The sequence below is a fragment of the Pseudomonas sp. ADAK2 genome (genome assembly GCF_012935755.1).
Classification (GTDB): domain Bacteria; phylum Pseudomonadota; class Gammaproteobacteria; order Pseudomonadales; family Pseudomonadaceae; genus Aquipseudomonas.
Genome location: NZ_CP052862.1, coordinates 1,314,725 through 1,335,877, shown reverse-complemented (window position 1 = coordinate 1,335,877; position 21,153 = coordinate 1,314,725). Strand labels below are relative to the sequence as shown.

At 58.9% G+C, this 21,153-nt stretch carries 23 protein-coding genes and 1 tRNA gene; 15 read left to right on the top strand and 9 right to left on the bottom strand.

The genetic code is table 11. The features are described from left to right. The first annotated feature begins 134 nt into the window (after window positions 1-134). The 8 genes from HKK52_RS05880 to HKK52_RS05845 all read left to right on the top strand — a co-directional run bounded on the left by HKK52_RS05880 (window position 135) and on the right by HKK52_RS05845 (window position 7,931). Complete coding sequence (locus HKK52_RS05880) at window positions 135-746, top strand: tail assembly protein (RefSeq protein ID WP_169369975.1); 612 nt, start codon at window positions 135-137, stop codon at window positions 744-746. 58 nt (window positions 747-804) lie between these two features. Beyond that, window positions 805-4,368, top strand: coding sequence for a host specificity protein J (locus tag HKK52_RS05875; protein WP_169369974.1), 3,564 nt, complete (start codon window positions 805-807; stop codon window positions 4,366-4,368). 3 nt (window positions 4,369-4,371) lie between these two features. Continuing rightward, the gene (locus tag HKK52_RS05870) at window positions 4,372-4,728 is read left to right on the top strand and encodes a hypothetical protein (protein WP_169369973.1); all 357 of its coding nucleotides are present in this window, start codon (window positions 4,372-4,374) and stop codon (window positions 4,726-4,728) included. Then, the gene (locus HKK52_RS05865; protein ID WP_169369972.1) at window positions 4,725-5,387 is read left to right on the top strand and encodes a hypothetical protein; all 663 of its coding nucleotides are present in this window, start codon (window positions 4,725-4,727) and stop codon (window positions 5,385-5,387) included. Before HKK52_RS05870 ends, HKK52_RS05865 begins: the two co-directional genes overlap by 4 nt. A gap of 23 nt (window positions 5,388-5,410) precedes the next feature. Beyond that, entirely contained in the window at window positions 5,411-6,775 is a 1,365-nt protein-coding gene (locus HKK52_RS32530) for a hypothetical protein (RefSeq protein ID WP_237150706.1), read from the top strand. A 2-nt stretch (window positions 6,776-6,777) separates the two neighbouring features. Next, complete coding sequence (locus HKK52_RS05855) at window positions 6,778-7,161, top strand: hypothetical protein (RefSeq protein ID WP_169369971.1); 384 nt, start codon at window positions 6,778-6,780, stop codon at window positions 7,159-7,161. Window positions 7,162-7,222: 61 nt separating this feature from the next. Next, on the top strand, window positions 7,223-7,648 hold the full coding sequence (locus HKK52_RS05850; protein WP_169369970.1) for a cell wall hydrolase: 426 nt from the start codon (window positions 7,223-7,225) through the stop codon (window positions 7,646-7,648). Window positions 7,649-7,700: 52 nt separating this feature from the next. Further along, window positions 7,701-7,931 (top strand): hypothetical protein, encoded by a 231-nt coding sequence (locus tag HKK52_RS05845; RefSeq protein WP_169369969.1) that lies wholly within the window; start codon window positions 7,701-7,703, stop codon window positions 7,929-7,931. On the opposite strand, the gene HKK52_RS05840 is transcribed toward HKK52_RS05845, so the two are convergent. The 5 genes from HKK52_RS05840 to HKK52_RS05820 all read right to left on the bottom strand — a co-directional run bounded on the left by HKK52_RS05840 (window position 7,928) and on the right by HKK52_RS05820 (window position 10,698). Further along, the gene (locus HKK52_RS05840) at window positions 7,928-8,623 is read right to left on the bottom strand and encodes an SOS response-associated peptidase family protein (protein WP_169369968.1); all 696 of its coding nucleotides are present in this window, start codon (window positions 8,621-8,623) and stop codon (window positions 7,928-7,930) included. The genes HKK52_RS05845 and HKK52_RS05840 overlap by 4 nt on opposite strands. A gap of 28 nt (window positions 8,624-8,651) precedes the next feature. After that, complete coding sequence (locus HKK52_RS32435; protein ID WP_178117444.1) at window positions 8,652-8,996, bottom strand: hypothetical protein; 345 nt, start codon at window positions 8,994-8,996, stop codon at window positions 8,652-8,654. A 292-nt stretch (window positions 8,997-9,288) separates the two neighbouring features. Further along, a complete protein-coding gene (locus tag HKK52_RS05830) occupies window positions 9,289-9,906 on the bottom strand; it encodes a hypothetical protein (protein ID WP_169369967.1) in 618 nt (205 codons plus the stop codon). 278 nt (window positions 9,907-10,184) lie between these two features. Continuing rightward, window positions 10,185-10,394, bottom strand: a complete 210-nt coding sequence (locus HKK52_RS05825) for a hypothetical protein (protein WP_169369966.1) — start codon at window positions 10,392-10,394, stop codon at window positions 10,185-10,187. Between the two features lie 216 nt (window positions 10,395-10,610). After that, a tRNA-Ser gene (locus tag HKK52_RS05820) sits at window positions 10,611-10,698 on the bottom strand. A 123-nt stretch (window positions 10,699-10,821) separates the two neighbouring features. On the opposite strand from HKK52_RS05820, the gene HKK52_RS05815 reads away from it, so the two are divergent. After that, the gene (locus HKK52_RS05815; protein WP_092280745.1) at window positions 10,822-11,493 is read left to right on the top strand and encodes a Bax inhibitor-1/YccA family protein; all 672 of its coding nucleotides are present in this window, start codon (window positions 10,822-10,824) and stop codon (window positions 11,491-11,493) included. A 63-nt stretch (window positions 11,494-11,556) separates the two neighbouring features. On the opposite strand, the gene HKK52_RS05810 is transcribed toward HKK52_RS05815, so the two are convergent. Together HKK52_RS05810 and HKK52_RS05805 are read right to left on the bottom strand one after the other, a co-directional pair. Next, window positions 11,557-11,883 carry a YceK/YidQ family lipoprotein gene (locus tag HKK52_RS05810; protein ID WP_169369965.1) on the bottom strand — a complete coding sequence of 109 codons (327 nt, stop codon included), beginning with the start codon at window positions 11,881-11,883 and terminating at the stop codon, window positions 11,557-11,559. A 58-nt stretch (window positions 11,884-11,941) separates the two neighbouring features. Next, window positions 11,942-12,379 carry an Lrp/AsnC family transcriptional regulator gene (locus HKK52_RS05805; protein ID WP_169369964.1) on the bottom strand — a complete coding sequence of 146 codons (438 nt, stop codon included), beginning with the start codon at window positions 12,377-12,379 and terminating at the stop codon, window positions 11,942-11,944. 135 nt (window positions 12,380-12,514) lie between these two features. On the opposite strand from HKK52_RS05805, the gene HKK52_RS05800 reads away from it, so the two are divergent. Then, the gene (locus HKK52_RS05800; protein WP_169369963.1) at window positions 12,515-13,408 is read left to right on the top strand and encodes a DMT family transporter; all 894 of its coding nucleotides are present in this window, start codon (window positions 12,515-12,517) and stop codon (window positions 13,406-13,408) included. A 3-nt stretch (window positions 13,409-13,411) separates the two neighbouring features. Here the strand turns inward: HKK52_RS05800 and HKK52_RS05795 are convergent, their stop codons facing one another. After that, entirely contained in the window at window positions 13,412-14,449 is a 1,038-nt protein-coding gene (locus tag HKK52_RS05795; RefSeq protein ID WP_178117443.1) for an FUSC family protein, read from the bottom strand. A gap of 38 nt (window positions 14,450-14,487) precedes the next feature. Continuing rightward, window positions 14,488-16,113, bottom strand: coding sequence for an NADP-dependent glyceraldehyde-3-phosphate dehydrogenase (locus tag HKK52_RS05790; protein ID WP_169369962.1), 1,626 nt, complete (start codon window positions 16,111-16,113; stop codon window positions 14,488-14,490). Window positions 16,114-16,366: 253 nt separating this feature from the next. On the opposite strand from HKK52_RS05790, the gene HKK52_RS05785 reads away from it, so the two are divergent. The 5 genes from HKK52_RS05785 (at window position 16,367) to HKK52_RS05765 (ending at window position 21,153) form a co-directional block, all read left to right on the top strand. Next, window positions 16,367-16,756, top strand: a complete 390-nt coding sequence (locus HKK52_RS05785) for a c-type cytochrome (protein ID WP_169369961.1) — start codon at window positions 16,367-16,369, stop codon at window positions 16,754-16,756. A 17-nt stretch (window positions 16,757-16,773) separates the two neighbouring features. Then, window positions 16,774-18,168, top strand: coding sequence for a D-arabinono-1,4-lactone oxidase (locus HKK52_RS05780; RefSeq protein ID WP_442962279.1), 1,395 nt, complete (start codon window positions 16,774-16,776; stop codon window positions 18,166-18,168). Beyond that, on the top strand, window positions 18,168-19,451 hold the full coding sequence (locus tag HKK52_RS05775; protein WP_237150704.1) for a DSD1 family PLP-dependent enzyme: 1,284 nt from the start codon (window positions 18,168-18,170) through the stop codon (window positions 19,449-19,451). Before HKK52_RS05780 ends, HKK52_RS05775 begins: the two co-directional genes overlap by 1 nt. Window positions 19,452-19,557: 106 nt before the next feature. Then, window positions 19,558-20,538, top strand: coding sequence for a LysR family transcriptional regulator (locus HKK52_RS05770; protein WP_169369960.1), 981 nt, complete (start codon window positions 19,558-19,560; stop codon window positions 20,536-20,538). Window positions 20,539-20,631: 93 nt separating this feature from the next. Beyond that, a complete protein-coding gene (locus HKK52_RS05765) occupies window positions 20,632-21,153 on the top strand; it encodes a GNAT family N-acetyltransferase (protein WP_169369959.1) in 522 nt (173 codons plus the stop codon).

Sequence of the window (21,153 nt, the reverse complement as noted above, 5' to 3'; positions counted from 1 at the left end):
GGCTCCTCCATTCGTGTTTTCCTTCCTATGGATTGGGCGGGAACGAGTGGTTGGAAGGAGGCTGCAAGAACGTGCATTTGAATTAGTGACACTAAACCGCCTCCGGGCGGTTTTTTATTGCCTGGAGAAACGCTGTGTCAAAATTTTCAATTGAGTATCAACCGCTGACCACCATCAAGCTTTATGGAATTCTCAGGCAGTTCGGTCGAGAATTCAAACTGTCTGTTCGGACGCCGGCCGAAGCAATAAAAGCTCTTTGCGTGCAGGTTCCTGGTTTCGAACGCTTTATTTCGAACGCTAAATCCAGAGGGATGGAGTTTGCAGTCTTTCGCGGAACGAAAAACATCGAAGAAAAGGAACTAGGTTACAGCGGTTCTGGAGAAATTAGGATTGCCCCGATCGTGACCGGCAGCAAGCGAGCAGGGGCGTTACAGACGATCATTGGAGCGGTCCTTATCGTTGTGGGCATGGTAGTGAGCGGAGCTTCATTCGGAGCCGCCGCTCCTCTTGGTGCTGCGATGATCTCTGCTGGCATTGGCATGGTAGCCGGCGGCGTGATCCAACTGCTCAGCCCGCAGGCTGGCGGCCTCAAAACGAGCGCCGCCCCCGAGAACACGCCCGGCTACGCCTTCGGCAGCGCCAAGAACACCACAGCATCTGGCAACCCGGTCCCGCTTTGTTACGGAAAGCGCCGAGTGGGCGGGGCCATCATCAGCGCCGCGATCTACGCCGAAGACCAGATGTAGCCAATACCCGAACACCGCAGCCGCCCATGAGGCGGTTTTTTATTGCCTGGAGAAAAGCATGGGCGTAGCACAGCAGCTCGATATTTACGGCGCCAAAGGTGGATCGGACAAGCCAAAGACCCCGACCGAAGCGCCGGACAGCCTGCGCTCGGTGGCCGTGGCCAAGATCCTGATCGCCATGGGGGAAGGCGAGTTTGCTGGCAACCCTACCGCGCAGGACATCTACCTCGACAACACTCCGTTGCAAGATCCCCAGGGCAACATGAACTTCCCGAACGTGAAGTGGGAGTACCGCAACGGCTCTGTCGAGCAGGGCTACATCCAGGGCATCCCGTCGGTAGAGAACGAAACAACTCTGGGCATTGAGCTGCGCAGCGGCACGCCCTGGGTTCGAGCGATCAGCAACACGGAGTTGTCGGCGGTGCGCCTGCGCTTCGCCTGGCCGGCCTTGCAATCGATCGACGCCAGCGGCAACGTGAATGGCTACCGGATCGAGTACAAGGTCGAACTGGCCACAGACGGAGGCGCCTATCAGCAGGTGCTGAGCGAGGCCGTGGACGGCAAGACCACCAGTACTTACGAACGCACCCGGCGTATTGATCTGCCGGCGGCAACCAGCGGATGGCTGATTCGTGTCACCCGGGTCACGCCGAACCAAAACAACAACAAAATCGCTGACACCATGCAGATCGCAGGTTTCACCGAAGTCGTTGACGCGAAACTGCGATACCCGAACACCGCGCTGCTCTATATCGAGTTCTCGGCCGAGCAGTTCCGCAGCATTCCGGCGGTGACGGTCGATACCGAACTGAAAATTATGTCGGTGCCGAGCAACTACGACCCTGTGTCGCGCTCGTACACCGGGATTTGGGACGGCACTTTCAAGCAGGCGTGGACCGATAACCCGACCTGGATGACCTACGACATCACGACTGTCGACCGATTCGGCCTGGGTCGTCGCATCAAACCATGGATGGTCGACAAGTGGGAGCTGTACCGGATTGCCCAGTACTGCGATCAGTCGGTACCGAATGGCAAAGGGGGCATGGAGCCGCGCTTCATCTGCAACCTGAACCTGCAAGGCAAGGCTGATGCCTGGTCGCTGCTGCGCGACATCTCGGCGATCTACCGCGGCATGACCTACTGGGCTCAGGGCCAGGTTTTCTCTCTGTCGGACATGCCGCGGGCTACCGACTTCGACTTCGCCTACACCCGGGCGAACGTCATCGACGGCAAGTTTACCTACTCGAGCGCTTCGGAGCGCACCCGGTACAGCCGCGCTCTGATCAGTTACGACAATCCGGCGAACAACTACGACACCGACGTCACGGCGGTAACCGATGCCAAGCTTCAGCGGCGCTATGGCGACAATCCGCTGGAGATCAGCGCCATTGGCTGCACCCGGGAATCCGAGGCGCAGCGTCGCGGTAAGTGGGCGCTGCTCACGAACTCGAAGGACCGCGCCGTCAGCTTCCGTGTCGGCCTCGACGGCCGCATTCCGCTGCCGGGCTACGTCATTCCCATCGCTGACGAACTGTTGGCAGGCCGGCCAATTGGCGGTCGCATTGCTGCGGTGAATGGCCGCGCTATCACCCTCGACCGAGACACCCAGGCCAAGACCGGCGACCGGCTGATCCTGAATCTGTCGAATGGCAAGTGCGAAGGCCGCACCGTTCAATCGGTAGCGGACCGCGTAGTGACTGTCACGGTTGCGTATTCGGCCGCGCCAGAGCCTGAGCTTGTTTGGGCGCTGGACGCCGACGATCTGGCTGTGCCGCTGTACCGCGTGACCAGCGTGTCGCGCCCGGAGTCAGGCGTATTTGAGATCTCGGCCGTCCAGTACGACCCCAGCAAGTTTGCGCACATCGACACCGGCGCCCGCCTGGAAGAGCGCCCAATCAGCGTGATCCCCATCACCGTCGTTCCGGCGCCGGCCAGCGTGACAGTGTCGTCGAACTCGGTCGTGTCCCAAGGCATTGCTGTCGCCACCATGACCATCACCTGGCCGGCGGTGAACGGCGCGGTCGCTTATGACGTGGAATGGCGCAAGGACAGCGGCAACTGGATCAAGCTGCAGCGCGTCGGCACCACCAGCGTCGACGTGGTCGGGATCTACGCCGGTGCGTACCTGGCTCGCGTCCGTGCCGTGAGCGCCTTCGACATCTCATCGATCTGGCGCGCCTCGATCCTGACGAACCTCAAGGGCAAGGAAGGCCTGCCGCCGGCGGTGTCGTTCCTGACGGCCACGCCGCTGCTGTTCGGCATCTACCTCAAGTGGGGTTTCCCTGCCGGTGCCGAGGACACTCAGCGCACGGAGATCTGGTACGGGCCGTCGACCAGCCTGGAAGCGGCCACAAAGCTGACCGACCTGTCGTATCCGCAAAGCGATTTCTCGATGCTGGGCCTGCGCGGGGGCGTGACCTTTTATTTCTGGGCGCGCCTGGTGGACCGGATCGGCAACATCGGTCCGTGGTATCCGATCGGGCTTGGCGTGCAGGGTCAATCGAGCGCGGACGCAGCGGCAATTCTGGAGATGATCGCCGGCCAGATTGGCGAAACCGAGCTGGGTCAGGACCTGCTGGACGAAATCAATAAAATCCCGGGGCTTCAGGCGCAGATCGATGCCCTTGACGGCCTCAAGACCTACGACCCGGACGCCACCTATGTGGAGTACGACCTTGTCGTGGTCGGCAAGCGGATCTACCAAGCCACTGGCGCGGTGCCGATCAACACACCGCCGCCGAATGCTGCGTACTGGCTGGACGTTGGCCAGACCGTGCAGACGGCAAATGGTCTGGCGCAACAGGTTGCGACCAACACTGCCGACATCACCGAGATCGACGGAGTGGTCACGGCGCAAGCGACTGCGTTTCAGGCTCTGCGGGCGTCCTTCCGTGATGACAACGGGGAGGGTGATCTTGCGGATGCAATGAAGGGGTGGAGCAGTACGGCGGCCATCGCGAGCGAGGAGAAAGTCCGAGCCTCTGAAAACCTCGCCACAGCCCAGAAAGTCACCACGCTGACCTCGGCAGTGGGTGACAACCAGGCGGCCGTCACGGACCTTCGGCAAACCGTGGCCACGGACAAGGAGGCCACTGCCACAGCGATCACTCAAGTGAACGTGAAGGTTGGCGAGAACAGCGCGGCGATTCAGGAAACCTCGACCGCTTACGCGAACACGTCCGGACAGCTGTCTACCATGTGGTCGGTGAAAATGCAGATCACGGCCGACGGCAAGTACGTAGCCGCAGGTATTGGTCTGGGCATCGAGAACACTGGTGCCGGCTTGCAAAGCCAATTTCTGGTGAGTGCGGACCGCTTCGCCATCGTCAACACCATCGCCGGGGGCGCTATCTCGGTGCCGTTTGCGGTGCAGGGCGGTCAGGTCTTCATGAACTCGGCGTTCATTGCTGACGGGACAATCACTAACGCGAAGATCGGCAGCTACATCAGCTCGACAAACTACATCGCCGGCCAGCAGGGCTGGATCCTTAACAAGGATGGAACCTTGGAAATCAACGGCATTGTTCCTGGGCAAGGTCGACTGGTGATCAATTCTCTGAACGTCTCTGTCTACGACGCCAACAATGTGTTGCGTGTTCGTCTCGGCTATCTGGGGTAATCAATGGCTCTATTTGGTCTGCGCGTTTTTGACGGGAGCGGTCAGCTCGCCATGGACACCAACTCGTTTACGTATCAGGTGATCTGGCAGGGCGCTCTAGACTTCAGCGGAATCGTGCCCAGCTACACCCTGAATATTCCCGGTTTCAACCCGGCCAACTGTGTATTCATGATCATCCCGACAAGGGCGCAGGATGTGCAGTCGTCCGAAACTGACGGCAGCGGAAACCAAAAGTCATATCCGTTCGTCACCACTTCGATTGGTCAGGTTGTTGTCAGGAAAAAGAACCCCTCTGCTAGTGCCTCTACGATCGGCTCAACGACTGTCGCCAAGGGCTACGCAATAAGGTACTCAACATGACCTATGGGTTTCAGAGCATCAATGACAATTCATTTGTCCAGATTGATTCCGAGGCGCCGCGACTCTGCCTGCTCGCCAAGGGGGCATATTCGGGCGTGGCGACCGCGTCAGGAGTATTCGCAAGGGCAGTGACAAGCCAGGATCCTCCGCTTGTTTTCATCAGGCCTGATCAGACTGGAGCAATTCAGGTTCCGATATCGGTGTGGTTCACCGGAGGGCCAGGCAACTGGACCGGGTTCGCCATGAATGCATCGAAGGTCAACGAAACATTGAGTGGCCAGTATTTCGTCGCAGCGTGGGCGTCCATGGGCACGGCGGCATACGGGATGCGCTTATGGGATCAAAACAGCACCTTGGTCTATGACAGCGGGGCTCCTGCGGTCCTCGTGACGTTTGCGGCAGGAAACTGGACATACCTTGGAACAGAGCAACTAAGTATTAGTCGCCGGTATTTTTGGGGCATAAACAAAATCCTTGGAGCTGGAGAATATGTTTCTCTTAACCCCTTTACGATGAATTGCCATAACGACGGAACGGGGGGTGGCTGCGCTCTTGGCGTTGATTACGCAAATGGCCGAATCATGATGTACAGCCTCGCATTCACCGCCTGGACCGACCAAGGCCACAGGCCTTTTCTCTGCGCCAAATTGCTGGCCTGACCCTTATTTTCTGGAGATATCCAATGCCCTGGTACAAATCCGGGACGGTTTCTGTCGTCCAAAATTCCAATGCCGTGATCGGTGTCGGTACCGCCTTTATTGCCAATAGCCGGGTCGGTGATGCCTTTCGCGGTCCCGACGGTGGCTGGTACGAAGTCACCAACATCGCCAGCGATACTGCGATGTCGATCGCGCCGAACTACCAGGGTGCAACTAATTCAGCAGGAACTTACGCACTGGCGGCGATGCAGGGTTACGTCAAGGATTCGGCCGATGCACTTCGGACGCTTGTGAATCAGTTCGGTGGTGTGCTGGCAGTCCTTGGAAACACAGCTACAACGGCTGGCGTGCGCGCCGCCCTCAATCTGACCAGCGCGGATGGCTTGCCCGATGGGGCGACAAACAAGTACCTGACGAATGCTCGAGTTCTTGCATCGGTCCTTACCGGGCTCGACGTCTCGGTAACCGGGGCTGTGGTGGCGACCGATGGGATACTGGCTGCCCTGGGGAAGCTTCAGGCGACCAAAGCTGATTTGAGTGGTTCGAACAAAGCGGTGTCAATCGCACAGGGCGGTACCGGTGCGGTAACGGCTGTAGCCGCCCGCGCCGCTCTTGGTGCGTCCGGCGGGAAAAACCTACTCATCAATGCCAGCTATTCCATAAACCAGCGTGGGTATGTGTCCGGAACGGCGACGACGGCGGCGAACCAATACACCTTTGATCGCTGGAGAGTGGTGACCAGCGGGCAGTCGGTGGTTTTCGCCGCCAGCGGCACGGGCAATCAAATCACAGCCCCGGCGGGAGGAGTCGAGCAGGTCATCGAAGGCATCAATATCGAAGCCGGTGTACACACATTGAGTTGGGGCGGAACCGCCACGGCCACTGTGAACGGCACCCCGATTGCGAGCGGCGCGCAAACATCTGCATTAGCCGCGGGGGCAAGCGTCACGGTGAGATTCACGGGGGGCACCGTCAAAGAGTGCCAGCTTGAGTTCGGTTCGGTTGCTACGGGATTTGAAAAGCGGCTTAGAGCCGCAGAGCTATCACTGTGCGCCTGGTACTTCGAAAGGATTACCTGGCCTGCAGCGTACGAAAAAATCGCCATTGGGCAATGCACCAACACCTTTGTGGTGGCAGGGATGGGGTACTTCCAGCATCCAAAAAGAGCCGCCCCAACCATTACGCCCGGCCCATCCAACACCTATTCGGTCCAGACTGCTAATGGGGGTGGTGATACGGCTGCCAACGTGAGTTTTAACCCGTCCTCTCAAAACACCTTCAACTGGGCCGCCACGTCATCCTCAGCATCCCTTATCACGGGCAATGTAACTGCACTTGTTGGTAAAGCCTCTGGCGGCAACTACATCGATGTATCGGCGGAGATTTGAGCATGTACAAGATTCAAAGTTACGGAGTTTTAAGGGTTGAAGACAATGCCGCCATCCCCGGCGACCCCGATAATTATGATTGGAAGGCGTATTTATTGTGGTTGGCCGAAGGCAATACGCCGGCGCCAGAATTCACCGATGATGAGTTGGCTGCCCTGCAGTTAGCTAAGGATATTGAAGCGGCCAGCGCCTGGAGATTTACGGAGCTTCAGTTGACTGCTCGCCAGCTCGAAGCCATCGAAGAAGATGAAGCGGACGAGACTCCAGCTGATCTGTTGCCCGGAACTCGTAAGCAGTGGCTGAAGTATCGCGGTCAAGTCAGCAACTGGAAGGAAGGCACCGAATCATTTCCTGATATTGAGCATCGCCCCGTGCGCCCGTCGTAACAAAACAACTGCACCTGCCGGCCCGCCATCGAGCGGGTATTTTTTTGCCTGGAGAAAAGTGATGCCTGTTACCGAGAAAGACCGCGATGTCCTCGCGCGCACGCTGTGGGGTGAAGCCCGCGGTGAATCGTTGGCTGGGCAGATCGCAGTGGCCTGGGCCATCCGCAACCGCGTGAACGACGGCAAGCTGAAATCGTGGTGGGGCGAGGGGTACGCCGGAGTGTGCCAAGCCCCGTACCAGTTCAGTTGCTGGAACAAGAACGACCCGAACTTCGACTACCTTTCCGGCGCGAGGGCGATCCCGTTCCGCGAGTTGGCCCAGGCACGAATCGCTGCTGACCAGGTGATCGACGGCAAGGTGCCCGATCCTACCGGCGGCGCCACGCACTACTACGCGCTCGCCATGAAGAAGGCGCCGGCCTGGGCGGCGAAGGCCAAGCAGACGCTGCGGCTCGGCGGTCACATTTTCTTCAAGGATGTCCCTTAAAGCGAGCAGGCAGCTATCCTTCAATCCATTCTCCGAATGAAGGGATGGCCGTATGGAAGGTGTGTCGCTGAGCCCAAAGATTGAGCGCGAGGCCGATAAGCTTCTTGCTCAGATCGCACGGGCTGATTCGATGATTGTTGCGGCGAAGGCGGGGGCCCGGGCTGAAGGATTCGTCCTGGGCCTAGAATCGTCCGGAGCTTTGAATGATTCAACCATTGATCAGCTCTATGTCATCTTCGATGTTGCCACTGAAGATCGACTGAAATCGCTGGCTCCTATTTAGAACAAGCTGTCTGGCTCCATTGGCTTTATCAAATCAGGTCTGTGATTGCGGACGTTCCCAATAGCTCGATCCACTTGGAACCATTCGAACGCCTCGGTCGGCTCACCCTGGAGCAGAACCATCTGCTCGGCGCGCTCCTTGGGCGTGGCCGGGTCCAGCCATTCCCGCGCCAGTTCTGGGGAAAGCGTCACCGGGCGGCGGTCGTGGATGTCGACCATGCCGCCGGCGCTGTCGGCAGTGATGATCACGAAGCCGTCGTGCTCGCCTGGCGGGTGCTCCGCGTTGGGGTATTGGCCAATCGCGGCGCACAGGATCGGCGCCCGGTCCTTCCGGCGAATCAGGTAAGGCTGCTTCTTCGGTCCGCCTTCATCCACCCACTCGAACCAGTTGTCGATGGCAATGATTGCCCGATGCGGCCAGATCGCGCGAAAGAAAGGCCCGTGGGCGACTTTCTCCACCCGGGCGTTGATCGGCGCGGCGCGGTCTTTCGCCCAGTGCGGACGCCACCCCCAGCGAACCATGTCGGCCCGTAGAAATTCGCCTTCCTGGTGGAAGAGGGCGAGTTGCGTTGACGGTGCGGCGTTGTAGCGTTCGAAGGGCTGATCGCCGGTGTAGTTGAGCAGGGCATTGGGGATGCTCAGCGCTGCAACAAAGTCGTGAATGCCCCTGTACTGGGAAAGTCGTCCGCACATGGCTAAACCCTCAAGCTGAATACAGAGCTTAGATGATCGTTTTCGAGCCGGGGGTGAGGCCGTCCAGCAAGCCGCGCAGCCGATCAGCTTCCCGTTTGTAGCCTCTCGCTGCGATATCGAGGTCGTACAGTTCCTTTCGGACCTTTGCGAGCTGCCCGGCGCGCTCGCGCAGATTGCTCATTGCTTCATCACGTTGTGCCGAGGCTTCGTCGTACATTTGCACCAGGCCGAATATGGTTTCTCTCGCTGCACGCAGTTGCAGATTCAACTCCTGGACTTCGTTTTCCAGCATCTGTTTGTAGTGGGTGATGGTTTCCAGTTCCGTCGGGCATCCAAGCCAGTCGCTGGTGTCTTCGATGTCGAGAGGGTCCACGGTTATGCCTTAACAATACTGTTCGAATGTACAGTAATTGAGGTTGGCATGATCGAGCGAGAGTGAGGCGACGAGCTGTAGGGTTTTTGGTGTTGTACGGTCGGCAGGGCGCCGGGGAAGGGAAGACTGCTGTAGGAGTATCCAACGCTAAGTTATTGATTCTTATAGGAAGTATAGCGGTTTTTATCCGCTAGAAAATAGCTTGTTTTTCTTTATAAATCAGTAGGTTATGGATGGTTAAAAGTCACCTTGACATGGTGGCGATTATGCCACTCGATTATGGATTGGATTATCACCAGTTTGGAAAGTCCAGGATCAGCGATGGCAACCGTTCTGCTGCGACCAGGGGAGCGAAATCGTCAGCGCGTCCCCACCACTCGTTGATGGGCATAATCGTATTGGCGAAGCTCAAGTAGTAACCCTCTGGTACTGCTTGCCCGATATTGGATTTCGATAAGACCGCTACACCGAGTAGCGCGAAAATCACGCGGTCAGAGAGTTGAACTTTCCCCTTCTCTATACGAATTCGAGTTTTTCCGTCTGTTACCGAGGCATTCGGCCAAAGGTCGAATCCTTCAGGTAATTCATCGCCGTGCCCATGAGCACAACGATGGACGCCATAAATGACGTCTGCTATGTCGGGTAAGCCGCCAGGAGCTTTAGGGCTTTTCACCGTAACTGGCCAACGAGTCTCTTCCAAATTTATGCCGGGAAGACCCATAGGCCCAAAAATAGCGTAGTTGTCTCGGATCATCTTCGTAAAGCGTGCATTGTTTTGCAGGTTGGGGAATACCTTCTTCGCAGTGCCATCTACTGCATTGCAGGCATGGAGCATTGCGAACTCAAACTCGCCAATGGACCAGTCTTCAATTGCTTTTCGAACTGAGTTACCGACACTTGCCATCAGCATTTCTCGCAGAATTTCCTATGAGTTGTGGGAACTCGAGGGAAGAGGTAGACCCACAGCACGATCTGATAGCAGATAGATACATGTCAAGCGCTCAATAAACGGCGAGGTTGCGCAAAACCTCCTCTGGAGGCCGCGTGGTTCCGTTTGCATAAGCGCAAAAAAAGCGGATGTTTTGCCATCCCGAATACAGGGTTTTATTTTTATAAAACAATTGCTTGGGTCGAGACCGTCCCCAGCATAGGTGCTAGGACTCGAGTGTGTTTCTTGATCGATTACCATCACTCTGGCGCCATCAACACCGCCAGCGTCAGCTTAATGAACTCTTCGTTCTTGTCGATGGCGTCCAAGGCGCTGCGCACGTTATCGGCGACATCGGCTGAGCCGCGTGCTTCGACCCAGTTTGTGAGCTCCAGGATGGCCGCCTCAAGGGCGAGCTGGTTCTCGTTGATCTTGTACAGCAGGGAGGGGAGAAGGTCTGAATGTGGCATCGCGAATCCTCGGTTTTTGAGGTCAGCGTAGCAGTGGAAATGTCGTGACACATATAGGAAATTGAAGCCGTCGGCAGGACGCCGGAGGAGGGGGTAAAGCGGAAAGTTTTGTAACGGTTACCAAATAGTTTTGTAACGCCTCCAAAAAACAGAGCGGATCCCCAAACCCCAGAAACGAAAAAGCCCTGACTAATCAGGGCTCTAACGTATTCAAGATGGCGGAGGCGATGGGATTCGAACTCATGGACCTGTTACAGTCGACGGTTTTCAAGACCGTTGCCTTAAACCACTCGGCCACACCTCCGTTTGCGTTGCGGGCGCCATAATACCTGAATGAAACACACTGTCAAACTCTCTGCATGGCTTGTTACAGAGCGTCTGTTATGATCTTTGCGACTGAACGTTTCAAACCAACAGGAGTGTCGCCATGCGCGAACAGGATTACGCAGTTAATAACAGCGTGCAGGCTGAGCAGCTAGAGGTTAGCCGCGTCCTGCGCAACACGTACGGCTTGCTCGCTCTCACCCTCGCATTCAGCGGTGTGATGGCGTTCGTAGCTCAACAGATGCGTGTCGGCTACCCGAACATTTTCGTGGTGCTGATCGGCTTCTACGGCCTTTTCTTCCTTACCAACAAGCTCCGTGACTCGGCCTGGGGCCTGGTGTCGGCCTTTGCGTTGACCGGCTTCATGGGTTTCCTGCTCGGCCCGATCCTCAACCGTTACCTGGGCATGCAGGGCGGGGCTGAAGTGGTCAGTTCCGCTTTCGCGATGACTGCCCTGGTGTTCGGTGGTCTGTCGGCCTATGTGCTGATTACTCGCAAGGACATGAGCTTCCTGGGTGGCTTCATCACCGCCGGGTTCTTTGTGTTGCTGGGCGCGACGCTGGCCAGCATCTTCTTCCAGATCAGCGGTCTGCAACTGGCGATCAGCGCAGGTTTCGTGCTGTTTTCCTCGGTCTGCATTCTGTTCCAGACCAGCGCCATCATTCATGGCGGCGAGCGTAACTACATCATGGCGACCATCAGCCTGTATGTATCGATCTACAACCTGTTCATCAGCTTGTTGCAGATCTTCGGCATCATGAGCCGCGATGATTGATCGCAGCCCTGAGTAATAAAAAACCCGCTTCGGCGGGTTTTTTATTGTCTGCGATTCAGGATACTAGTTGATGATGATGCTGCCATCGGCTTGCTGTCGGTAGATGGTGTAGGGCAGCAGCAATGTGTCCAACGCGCCGGAAAGGACTGCGTCGACCAGTAAAACAAAGGGGACAGAGGTATGTGTCTGCGCATCGATTCCTTTCTCAAGCGGCGCATTCAGATAGCAGAAATCGTACGTCACACCGCTATAAATCCATGGAACAGCGCCGCAGTAACTTTTCCGCTCCTTGAGGCTTTTCACCGCCACGGCATCACCGCGCACCACGGTCTGGACCGTGCCGCAGCCCGCCAGCATCAGTGCTCCCAACAGCAAAATATAAGCTTTCATACAGCCAGTCCTTTAGCCGAAAAACCATCAATCTATCCCATTCAGCCCCAAACAACACTCACGCCATCGGTGGCAACCGGCGCTTGACCGGGGTTTTCTTCACGATCGCGGTGTTGGTTTCAGCGTGGCTGTTAAGGCGGTCGAGCAGGCTGTCCAATTGCTCCATCGAGCGCACATGCAGGCGCGCAATGAAGCAGTCGTCACCGGTGACCTTGTCGCACTCGGTAAATTCGGGAATGGCCTGGATTTGCCGCTCGACTTCCTGCAATTGCCCAGGCAGCGGGCGAACACGCACGATGGCCTGGAGCTGATAGCCAAAGCATTTGGGGTCGATCTCGACGGTGTAGCCTTTGAGCACGCCACGTTCTTCGAGACGGCGCAGACGCTCGGCGACACTGGGCGATGACAACCCGCTGATCTGCGCCAGCGCTTTGAGCGAACGCCGTGAGTCTTCCATCAAGGCGCTGATCAGCACTTGATCAATGTCGTCGGTCATGGCGAAACCTCGATTAGGCAATTAAACAAAACGGCCTCGATAAAAAAGGCAAAAACCGAGTTTAGCCTGATTTTTGCGCTGGAGAAGGCCCTCAGCGGATTGGCATAATTTGCGCTCGAACACAGGAGTTTGATGATGGACAAAACACTACGTCGCGGGTCATTCGAAATGACCGCCGCCATGCTCATATCCGGGACCATTGGCTGGTTTGTGCTGGTGTCGGGCCAGCCGGTGCTGGATGTGGTGTTCTGGCGTTGCGTGTTCGGCGCCGGCACGTTGTTGCTGATTTGCGCCGCATTCGGCTTCCTGCGCCCCGGCATTCTGACCCGCACCACGTTCCTGTTGGCGGTGCTCAGCGGGATGGCGATTGTCGGCAACTGGGTGCTGTTGTTTGCTTCCTATTCCCGCGCATCGATTGCGATTGGGACGGCGGTGTACAACGTTCAACCGTTCATGTTGGTCGGCCTGGCGGCGCTGTTTCTCGGGGAGAAAATTACCCTGCAGAAGCTGTTCTGGCTGGGTGTTTCGTTCCTCGGGATGCTGGCGATTGTCAGCGCCCATGGCGAGCAGGGCGCGGGCGGCAATGATTACTTGATGGGGATTGGCTTGGCGCTCGGCGCGGCGTTCCTTTACGCGATTGCTGCGTTGATCATCAAGCGCCTGACCGGCACGCCACCGCACCTGATCGCCTTGATCCAGGTCTGCACCGGCGTGTTGCTGCTCGCGCCTTTTGCGCACTTTTCGGCATTGCCCCAAGCGCCGAGTGCCTGGGCCAGCCTGGTGACCCTGGGCATCGTGCACACCGGTTTGATGTATGTGTTGCTCTACGGCGCCATCCAGAAACTGCCGACGGCGCTGACCGGCGCACTGTCGTTCATCTACCCGATTGCGGCGATTTTCGTTGACTGGTTTGCATTCGGCCATCGCCTGGAACCACTGCAATGGCTCGGCGTGGCCGCGATCCTGCTGGCTGCCGCGGGTATGCAACAGGGCTGGGGCCTGAAGCTGCGCCGGGCGGCTACGCAGTAAATCTCAGAGGTTCCAGCGCGGCGCGGTCTTGGCCAGGCGCTGGCGCATTTCGCCGACGTTGGCGGCCAACTGCCGGGTCAACAAACGGTAACCATCCAAAGGGCTGTAGACCGGCGCGTCGAGACCGGCGTCCGGCAACTCCACCGGTCGATTCAGCCGCTGTGAGGCGCCGGATTTCAAGGCTCGGGCCATGCCAATCAACTGAACGCGGATCTGCCGATGCTCAGCCTTCAGCGCCGTTTGCAGGTGACCCATGGCCACCGGGTCACTGGCATCCGGACGCGTATTGCCAAGGATTTCCAGGGTGCTGACGCACATCCGCAGGTTACGTTGAATGGCATCCAGTTCAGTCATGGAAATCCGCACTTCCTTGGACACCGACGGCATCAGCGAGCGCAGTTGTACCAGCACCGTATTCAGGCGGCCCATGATCTTCAGGTGTTCATCCGCGGTGACCGGTTGGCCATTGATGATGCGCCCATAAAGGGTCGCGCAATCGCGCAAGGCATCGGCCAGGTTGTAGCGCCAAGAGAACACCGCGTACAGCGGCAGGGCGAAGGAAAATGCCAGGGCCAGGGCGATGCCGATCAGAATGTCGACCCCGCGCCATAACCCGTCGGTGACCGGGTTATCGCCATGCCCGGCGACGATAAACACAGTAATCGCCGACAGCAGCGCCGTGTATCCGCCCTTGCCGATGGCATGATACGAGAAGAACCCGCACACCACCGACATCGCGAAATAGGTCAGCCAGGGCATACCGAGCCAGGCCTGTTGCGCCACCAGCAGTAAGCCGACCCCGGCGCCAATCAAGGTGCCGATCGCACGTTCGGCGGCTTTCTTGCCGATGTTGCCGTGGTGCTGCAAGCCGCCGATCACCACCAGCATGGTCACCGACGCCCACTCGCCGTGGGGCAGGTGGATGCCGGTGGTCAGCAGGATGGTCGCCAGCAATCCCAGCGACACCCGCACCGCGTGGATCACTCGCGCGTTGCGATAGCGCCGATACGGATCCAGCAATGGACGCAGCAATCGACGCATCAGCGGTGGCAGGCGATAGGCGCTCAGATAGCGTCTCCTCAGAAAATGTAATCGGTGGTCAGGAAGCTCGAATCCCGCCCGCGAATGATCTCGCTGATCAGCGCTTTATTGCTGTCCTGGAACTTGGTCGCCACCAGCGTGCGGATCGAAAACACCCGCAGCGCATCATGGACCGACAAAGTGCCTTCGGCGGAGTTCTTGCGACCGTTGAACGGGAAGGTGTCCGGGCCGCGCTGGCACTGGGCGTTGATGTTAATGCGCCCGACCTGATTGGCAAAGGTGTCGACCAGTCGGCCGACCGCCACCGGGTTGGTGCCGAAGATACTCAACTGCTGGCCGAAGTCCGATTCCAGGACGTAATCGATCACCGTGTCCAGATGCCGGTAGGGCACGATCGGCACCACGGGGCCGAACTGTTCTTCCTGATAGACGCGCATCTGCGGGTTCACCGGGAACAGCACCGCCGGGTAGAAGAACGACGCCCGGGCCTGGCCGCCGTTGGGGTTGACCACGGCAGCGCCTTTGCTCACCGCATCCGCCACCAGCGAATGCAGGTAATCGACCTTGCTCGCTTCCGGCAGCGGGGTCAGGGCCACGCCGCTGTCCCACGGCATGCCGGGTTTGAGGGTGGCGAGTCTGGCGTTGAATTTTTCGATGAACGACTCGACCACGTCTTCGTGGACGAAGAGGATTTTCAGCGCGGTGCAGCGCTGGCCATTGAACGACAGCGAGCCGGTCAGCGCTTCACTGACGGCGTTATCCAGATCCACCTCGGGCAGCACGATGCCAGGGTTCTTCGCGTCCAGGCCCAAGGCCGCGCGCAAGCGGTGTGGTTTTGGATGGAGTTTCTTCAGGTCGCTGGCGGCCTTGTTGGTGCCGATAAACGCGAAGATATCAATCTTGCCGCTGGCCATCAGCGCGCTGACGGTTTCGCGGCCGCTGCCGTAGATCACGTTGATCACGCCGGTCGGAAAGCTGTCGCGAAAGGCTTCCAGCAGCGGGCGAATCAACAGCACGCCGAGCTTCGCCGGTTTGAACACCACGGTGTTGCCCATGATCAACGCCGGGATCAGCGTGGTGAAGGTTTCGTTCAGCGGGTAGTTGTAAGGCCCCATGCACAAGGCGACGCCCAGCGGAACGCGGCGGATTTGCCCGAGGGTGTCCTGTTCCAGTTCGAAACGGCTGGAGCGGCGGTCGAGCTCCTTGAGGGCGTTGATGGTGTCGACGATGTAGTCGCAGGTGCGGTCGAACTCTTTTTCCGAGTCCTTGAGGTTTTTGCCGATTTCCCACATCAACAACTTCACCACCGCCTCACGCTGTTGGCGCATGCGCCCGAGGAAGGCCTCGACGTGCTGGATGCGTTCGGCCACGCGCATGGTCGGCCACAGCCCCTGGCCACGGTCGTAGGCACGGACGGCGGCGTCGAGGGCGGTCAGGGCGGTGTCGGCGTCCAGCAGAGGCGTGCTGCCGAGGATCACTTGTTCGTCGCCATTTTCGCCGGTCAGGTACACCGGGCTGCGGACCTGTGCGAGAGGACCGTTCCAGGTGCGCAGTTCGCCGTCGACCAGGTATTCACGCTGCTCGGTCTGGCCGTCGAGGCGGTATTTTTCCGGGATGTCGCTGCTGTCGGGAAACAGATTGCCAAGGATGTGTGCTGTGGTCATGTCGCTACCCCGTCTGGATTCTGTGATGCGCTGATGAATCGTTTTAGCAGACCTGGGCCTTGCTTGTCATGACTCATCTCAGCGTTTGCGCCGCGAGGTCCGCTGGATGGCGGGGCGGGTCATGGCCTCAGATGCCCCCCTTGTTGGCCCCCAATGCCCTCAACCCGGGCGCGCCGGTGCCTTAGTGTTGACCTCGCCTTGATCACAATAAAAAGGTGCCTTGCACTGCGGGGCACCACAAGAGAGGACCGCCATGCGGGCACGTCGATTCACTGAAAAGCCTAGCCGTTGTTTTGCGTTGGTGGGCTGTGTCTTCGCCGCACTGCTCAACGGTTGCGGCGATGAACCGAAAACCCCGACCACCCGCATCGAAGCGGCCAACGCCATGCCCACAGACGCGGCACTGGCCCAGGTCTACGCCAACAGTTGCAAGCTCTGCCACGCCAACCCCGCCGCCGGAGCACCGCTGACCGGCGATCAAAAAGCCTGGGAACCGCGGGTGCTGCAGGGTACCGACACGCTGCTCGATCATGCGATCAACGGCTACAACGGCATGCCGCCGATGGGCTTGTGCATGCAGTGTTCGGAGCAAGAGTTCCTGGCGCTGATTGCCTTTATGTCCGGTCAGTCCATCCCACAATAAGAACGGCAGGTGCACTCATGACGATGGACCTGACTCGACGTCAGTTACTGCAACGGGCGAGCGTCATCGGTGCCTTCACCGCGCTCGGCTCAACCCCGGCGCTGGCCGAGTTCCTGCGTGCACCGCGGCTGATTCCCTGGCGCAACTGGTCCGGCGGCCAGAGTTGCCTGCCGGCAGCGCGTCTGGCGCCAAAAAACCTCGATGAGCTGACCCAGGTGATTCGCCAGGCGCCCAGTAAAGTAAGACCCGTCGGCTCGGCCCATTCCTTCAGTGCGCTGGTGCCCACCGATGGCACGCTGGTGTCCCTGAGCTACTTCACCGGTCTGCTCGATCACGACCCCAACACCTTGCAGGCCGAGTTCGCCGCCGGCACGCCGATGTCACGCATGGGTACACCGCTCAAGGACATCGGCCAGGCCCTGCCCAACATGGCCGACATCGACTACCAGACCCTCGCCGGCGCCATCTCCACCTCGACCCACGGCACCGGCAAAGCCTTTCAGTCCTATTCGGCCCACGTCTGCGGCCTGCAACTGGTGACCGCCAGCGGCGAAGTTGTGGACTGCGACAGTACCCGCCATCCCGAAGTGTTCAGCGCGGCCCGTGTGTCACTTGGCGCTTTGGGCGTGGCCACCAGAATCAGGCTGCAAAACCGCCCGGCGTATCGTTTAAGAGAGCGCCAATGGATCGCCAGGACCGAAGAGTTGCTGGAGGACATCGACAAAAACACCCAGGAAAACCAGCACTGGGAAATGCTCGTGGTCACTCATTCCGACTACGCCTTGTCCATCGCCCTGAACGAAACCACTGACCCGGCCACGCCGCCGATCCCGGCGGATGAGGAGGGCGGCAACGAGTTCGTGACCCTGATCGAGAAGATCGACAAGTACGGCAGCGACTACCCCGACCTACGCCGCACGCTGCTCAACAACCTGCGCCACCTCGCCAGCTTCGATGACCGGGTCGGCGACTCGTTCGACATCTACGCCAACGTGCGCACCGTGCGTTTTAACGAGATGGAATATTCGGTGCCGGCGGAACACGGCCCGGCCTGCTTGCGGGAAATCCTCAAGCTGATTCAGGACAAGGACCTGCGCACCTGGTTTCCCATCGAGTATCGCTATGTGAAGGCTGACGATATTCCGCTAAGCATGTTCGAAGGCCGCGACAGTTGTTCGATCTCGGTCCACCAGCATTACCAGATGGATCATCACAACTTCTTCGCCGCCGTCGAGCCGATCTTCTGGAAATACAACGGCCGGCCGCACTGGGGCAAGTTGCATACCCTGAACGCTAAAAACCTGCAGCCGTTGTACCCGCGTTGGCGGGAATTCATTGAGGTTCGACAGGCGCTGGACCCCAGCGGCAAGTTTCTCAACGCGCACCTGTCGTCGATTCTGGGGGTGAGCTGATGGCCGTCAATCGTCGCAATTTTCTGCTTGGCACCTTGGGCGTGGGCGCCTTGCTGGTGGGTGTGGGCGCCTGGCTACGGCCGGGGGATCGAGGAGGGTCGTACAGCGATTATTTCCGCGCCTTGAACCGTGAACTGAAGGCTCACGGCCCGATGCGTCCGGTGATGCTGATCGATCTGGATCGCCTCGATCACAACATCGACGTGGTAATGAAGTCGGTGCAGCGCGCCGGTAAACATCTGCGACTGGTGGAGAAATCCCTGCCGGCGCCGGGGCTGCTGAGCTATATCGCCCAGCGCGCCGGAACGAAGCGCTTGATGTCGTTTCACCAGCCGTTTCTCAACCATGACGCCGTGCAGTTTCCCGACGCCGACATCCTGTTGGGCAAACCGCTGCCGGTGCGCTCGGCGCAGCTGTTTTATGAAACCCACAAAGGGCCGTTCGACCCGGCCAAGCAGCTGCAATGGTTGCTCGATACTCCCGAACGGCTCCAGCAGTACCTGGCTTTGGCGCAAGGATTGGGCACGCGGTTGCGGGTGAATATCGAACTGGACGTTGGCCTGCACCGTGGCGGCATCAGCGACCTGGGCGTACTCGGGCAAATGCTGACGCTGATCAGCGCCCACCCGCAACACCTGGAATTCGCCGGGTTCATGGGGTACGACCCGTTCGTGGGCATGGGTGTGCCGGGGATTCTCGGTTCGCCCGAGGAGCTGTTTGCCAAGGTGATGCAGATCTACCACCGCTGTGTCGATTTCACCCGTCAGCAGTATCCGGGGCTATGGCATGAAGGGCTGACGCTCAACACTGCCGGCAGTCCGAGTTATCGCCTGCATGAGAAGGAAAGTTTGAGCAGCGAAGTGTCGGTGGGCACGGCGATGCTTAAGCCGACGCACTACGATTTACCGTCGCTGGTGGAGCATGTGCCGGCGGCGTACATCGCCACGCCGGTATTGAAAAGCACCGGGGCGGTGAACATTCCGGCGCTGGATGACAAGTCGAAGTTGTTCTCGTGGTGGGACGCCAATCAGCGCGAGACGTTCTTTATTTACGGCGGCAACTGGATGGCCGAGTTCGAATCGCCCCAAGGCTTGCAGAGCAACAGCGTGTATGGGCGCAGTTCCAATCAGGAAATGGTCAATGGTTCCAGCGCCGTGGGGTTGGCGGTGGAGGATCAGGTGTTCTTGCGTCCGACGCAGACCGAGTCGGTGCTGTTGCAGTTTGGGGATTTGCTGGCGGTTCGCGAGGGAAAAATCGTCGATACCTGGCCGGTGTATGCCTGACTTTCGTTAAAAGATCGCAGCCTGCCCCCCTGACACACAAGTGCAGCAATGTTCAGGCAACAATGGCAAAGGACGCTCGACGAACAAGAACGACAGGGAGTCATCGATGGCATTCATAGAACCCGCAGGGCTTCAAGACACTGACAATTATCGCTGCCGCGAAGTGCAAACCGAATCCTGGCTGGCGCTGGCGGCCGGGATCGAAGCCGAGGTGGCGCAGTACTTCATGGTCAGCGCAAGGTGTGGCTGCTTCATGCAGGCCGCGCGCAGCCTCAACGTCAGGACGACCGTGTTACGCAAGCAACTGGGGCAACTGGAAGCGCAGTTGCAGCGTTCCCTGTTCAACTTCCAGGGCAGCAACCTGACCCTCAGCCGCGAGGGCCTGCAACTGCATGCCCAATTGATCGCGCTGGCCCACGAACGCACATTGCCGCTGGTCGAGCAGCCGCTGATTCGCCTGGCGGTGGCCGAGTCGATCCTGCATGACATCCTTGGCCGCGACCTGATTTCGCTGCTGCGACGTAACGCCAGCGTGCGCCTGGACATCATTTCTCTGGACAGCGAACTCGCCTTGCAAGCCGTCAGCGCCGACGTGGTGCTGTGGCTGGGAGCCGTTGATTCACCGTTGCCCGGGCCGACGTTTGCGACCGATGAGCCGCAACACCTGGCGCGACTGGACTATTTTCCGCACATTGCCAAACGCTATTCACGGGTGACGTCGCGGCCAGACAGCCTCGACGATCTGGCGGATTTCATGTTGGTGCACTGGCAGCATGACCGGCAGATCGACAGCTTTGCACCTTGGAACCAGCTGGTGGAGCAACGCCTGGCCGGGGTCGTGCAATTGCAATCCTACGAACTGATGCTGGAGATGATCCGATGCAGCGCGTGCATTGGCTTGCTGCCCGGCTACATCAGCCGTTTCGACCGCGCCCTGATTGCCTTGCCAGGCTTGTTCAGCGAACCGATGCAGCGACATGCCTGGCTGGCGGTCAATGCCGATTCCCGGCAACAGACCGAGGTGCAGGAACTTGCGCAGCTGATCCGCAACACCTTCCATGAGCGGCGGGACTGGTTCGAGCCTTAATGGCCAACGCTGGAGGAGGTCGCTGCCACAGGAGATCTCGCCAGTCAGGTCGATCGCGGGTTAGAGTCAGGGGCCACTCAAGGAAGAATCACCATGGCTCCGACCGACTCCATCATCACTATCCAACGCTTCAGCGAATCCCACATCGACGGCATCACCGCGCTCTACAACGACCCGGCCATTACCCGTCAAGTGCTGCAAATGCCGTTTCAGTCCACCGAGGTCTGGCGCAAACGCCTGATGCCGGAAAACGAACGGGTGGTGCAATTGGTGGCGCTGCATCAGGGTGTGGTCATTGGCAATATCGGCCTGGAGCAGTTCTCGCGCATCCGCCGCAGCCACGCCGGCAACCTTGGCATGGGCGTCGCGGTGGAATGGCAGGGCAAGGGTGTCGGCTCAAAACTGCTGGCGACGGCACTGGACATCGCCGATAACTGGATGAACCTGCGCCGGGTCGAACTCTCGGTCTACGCCGACAACGAAGCCGCCATCGGGCTCTACCGCAAGTTCGGCTTTGAAGACGAAGGCCTGTTCCGCGACTACGCCGTGCGTGACGGCGTGCTGGTGGATGCCTTGAGCATGGCGCGCCTGCGCGCCACGCCCAAGGTCGGTTGA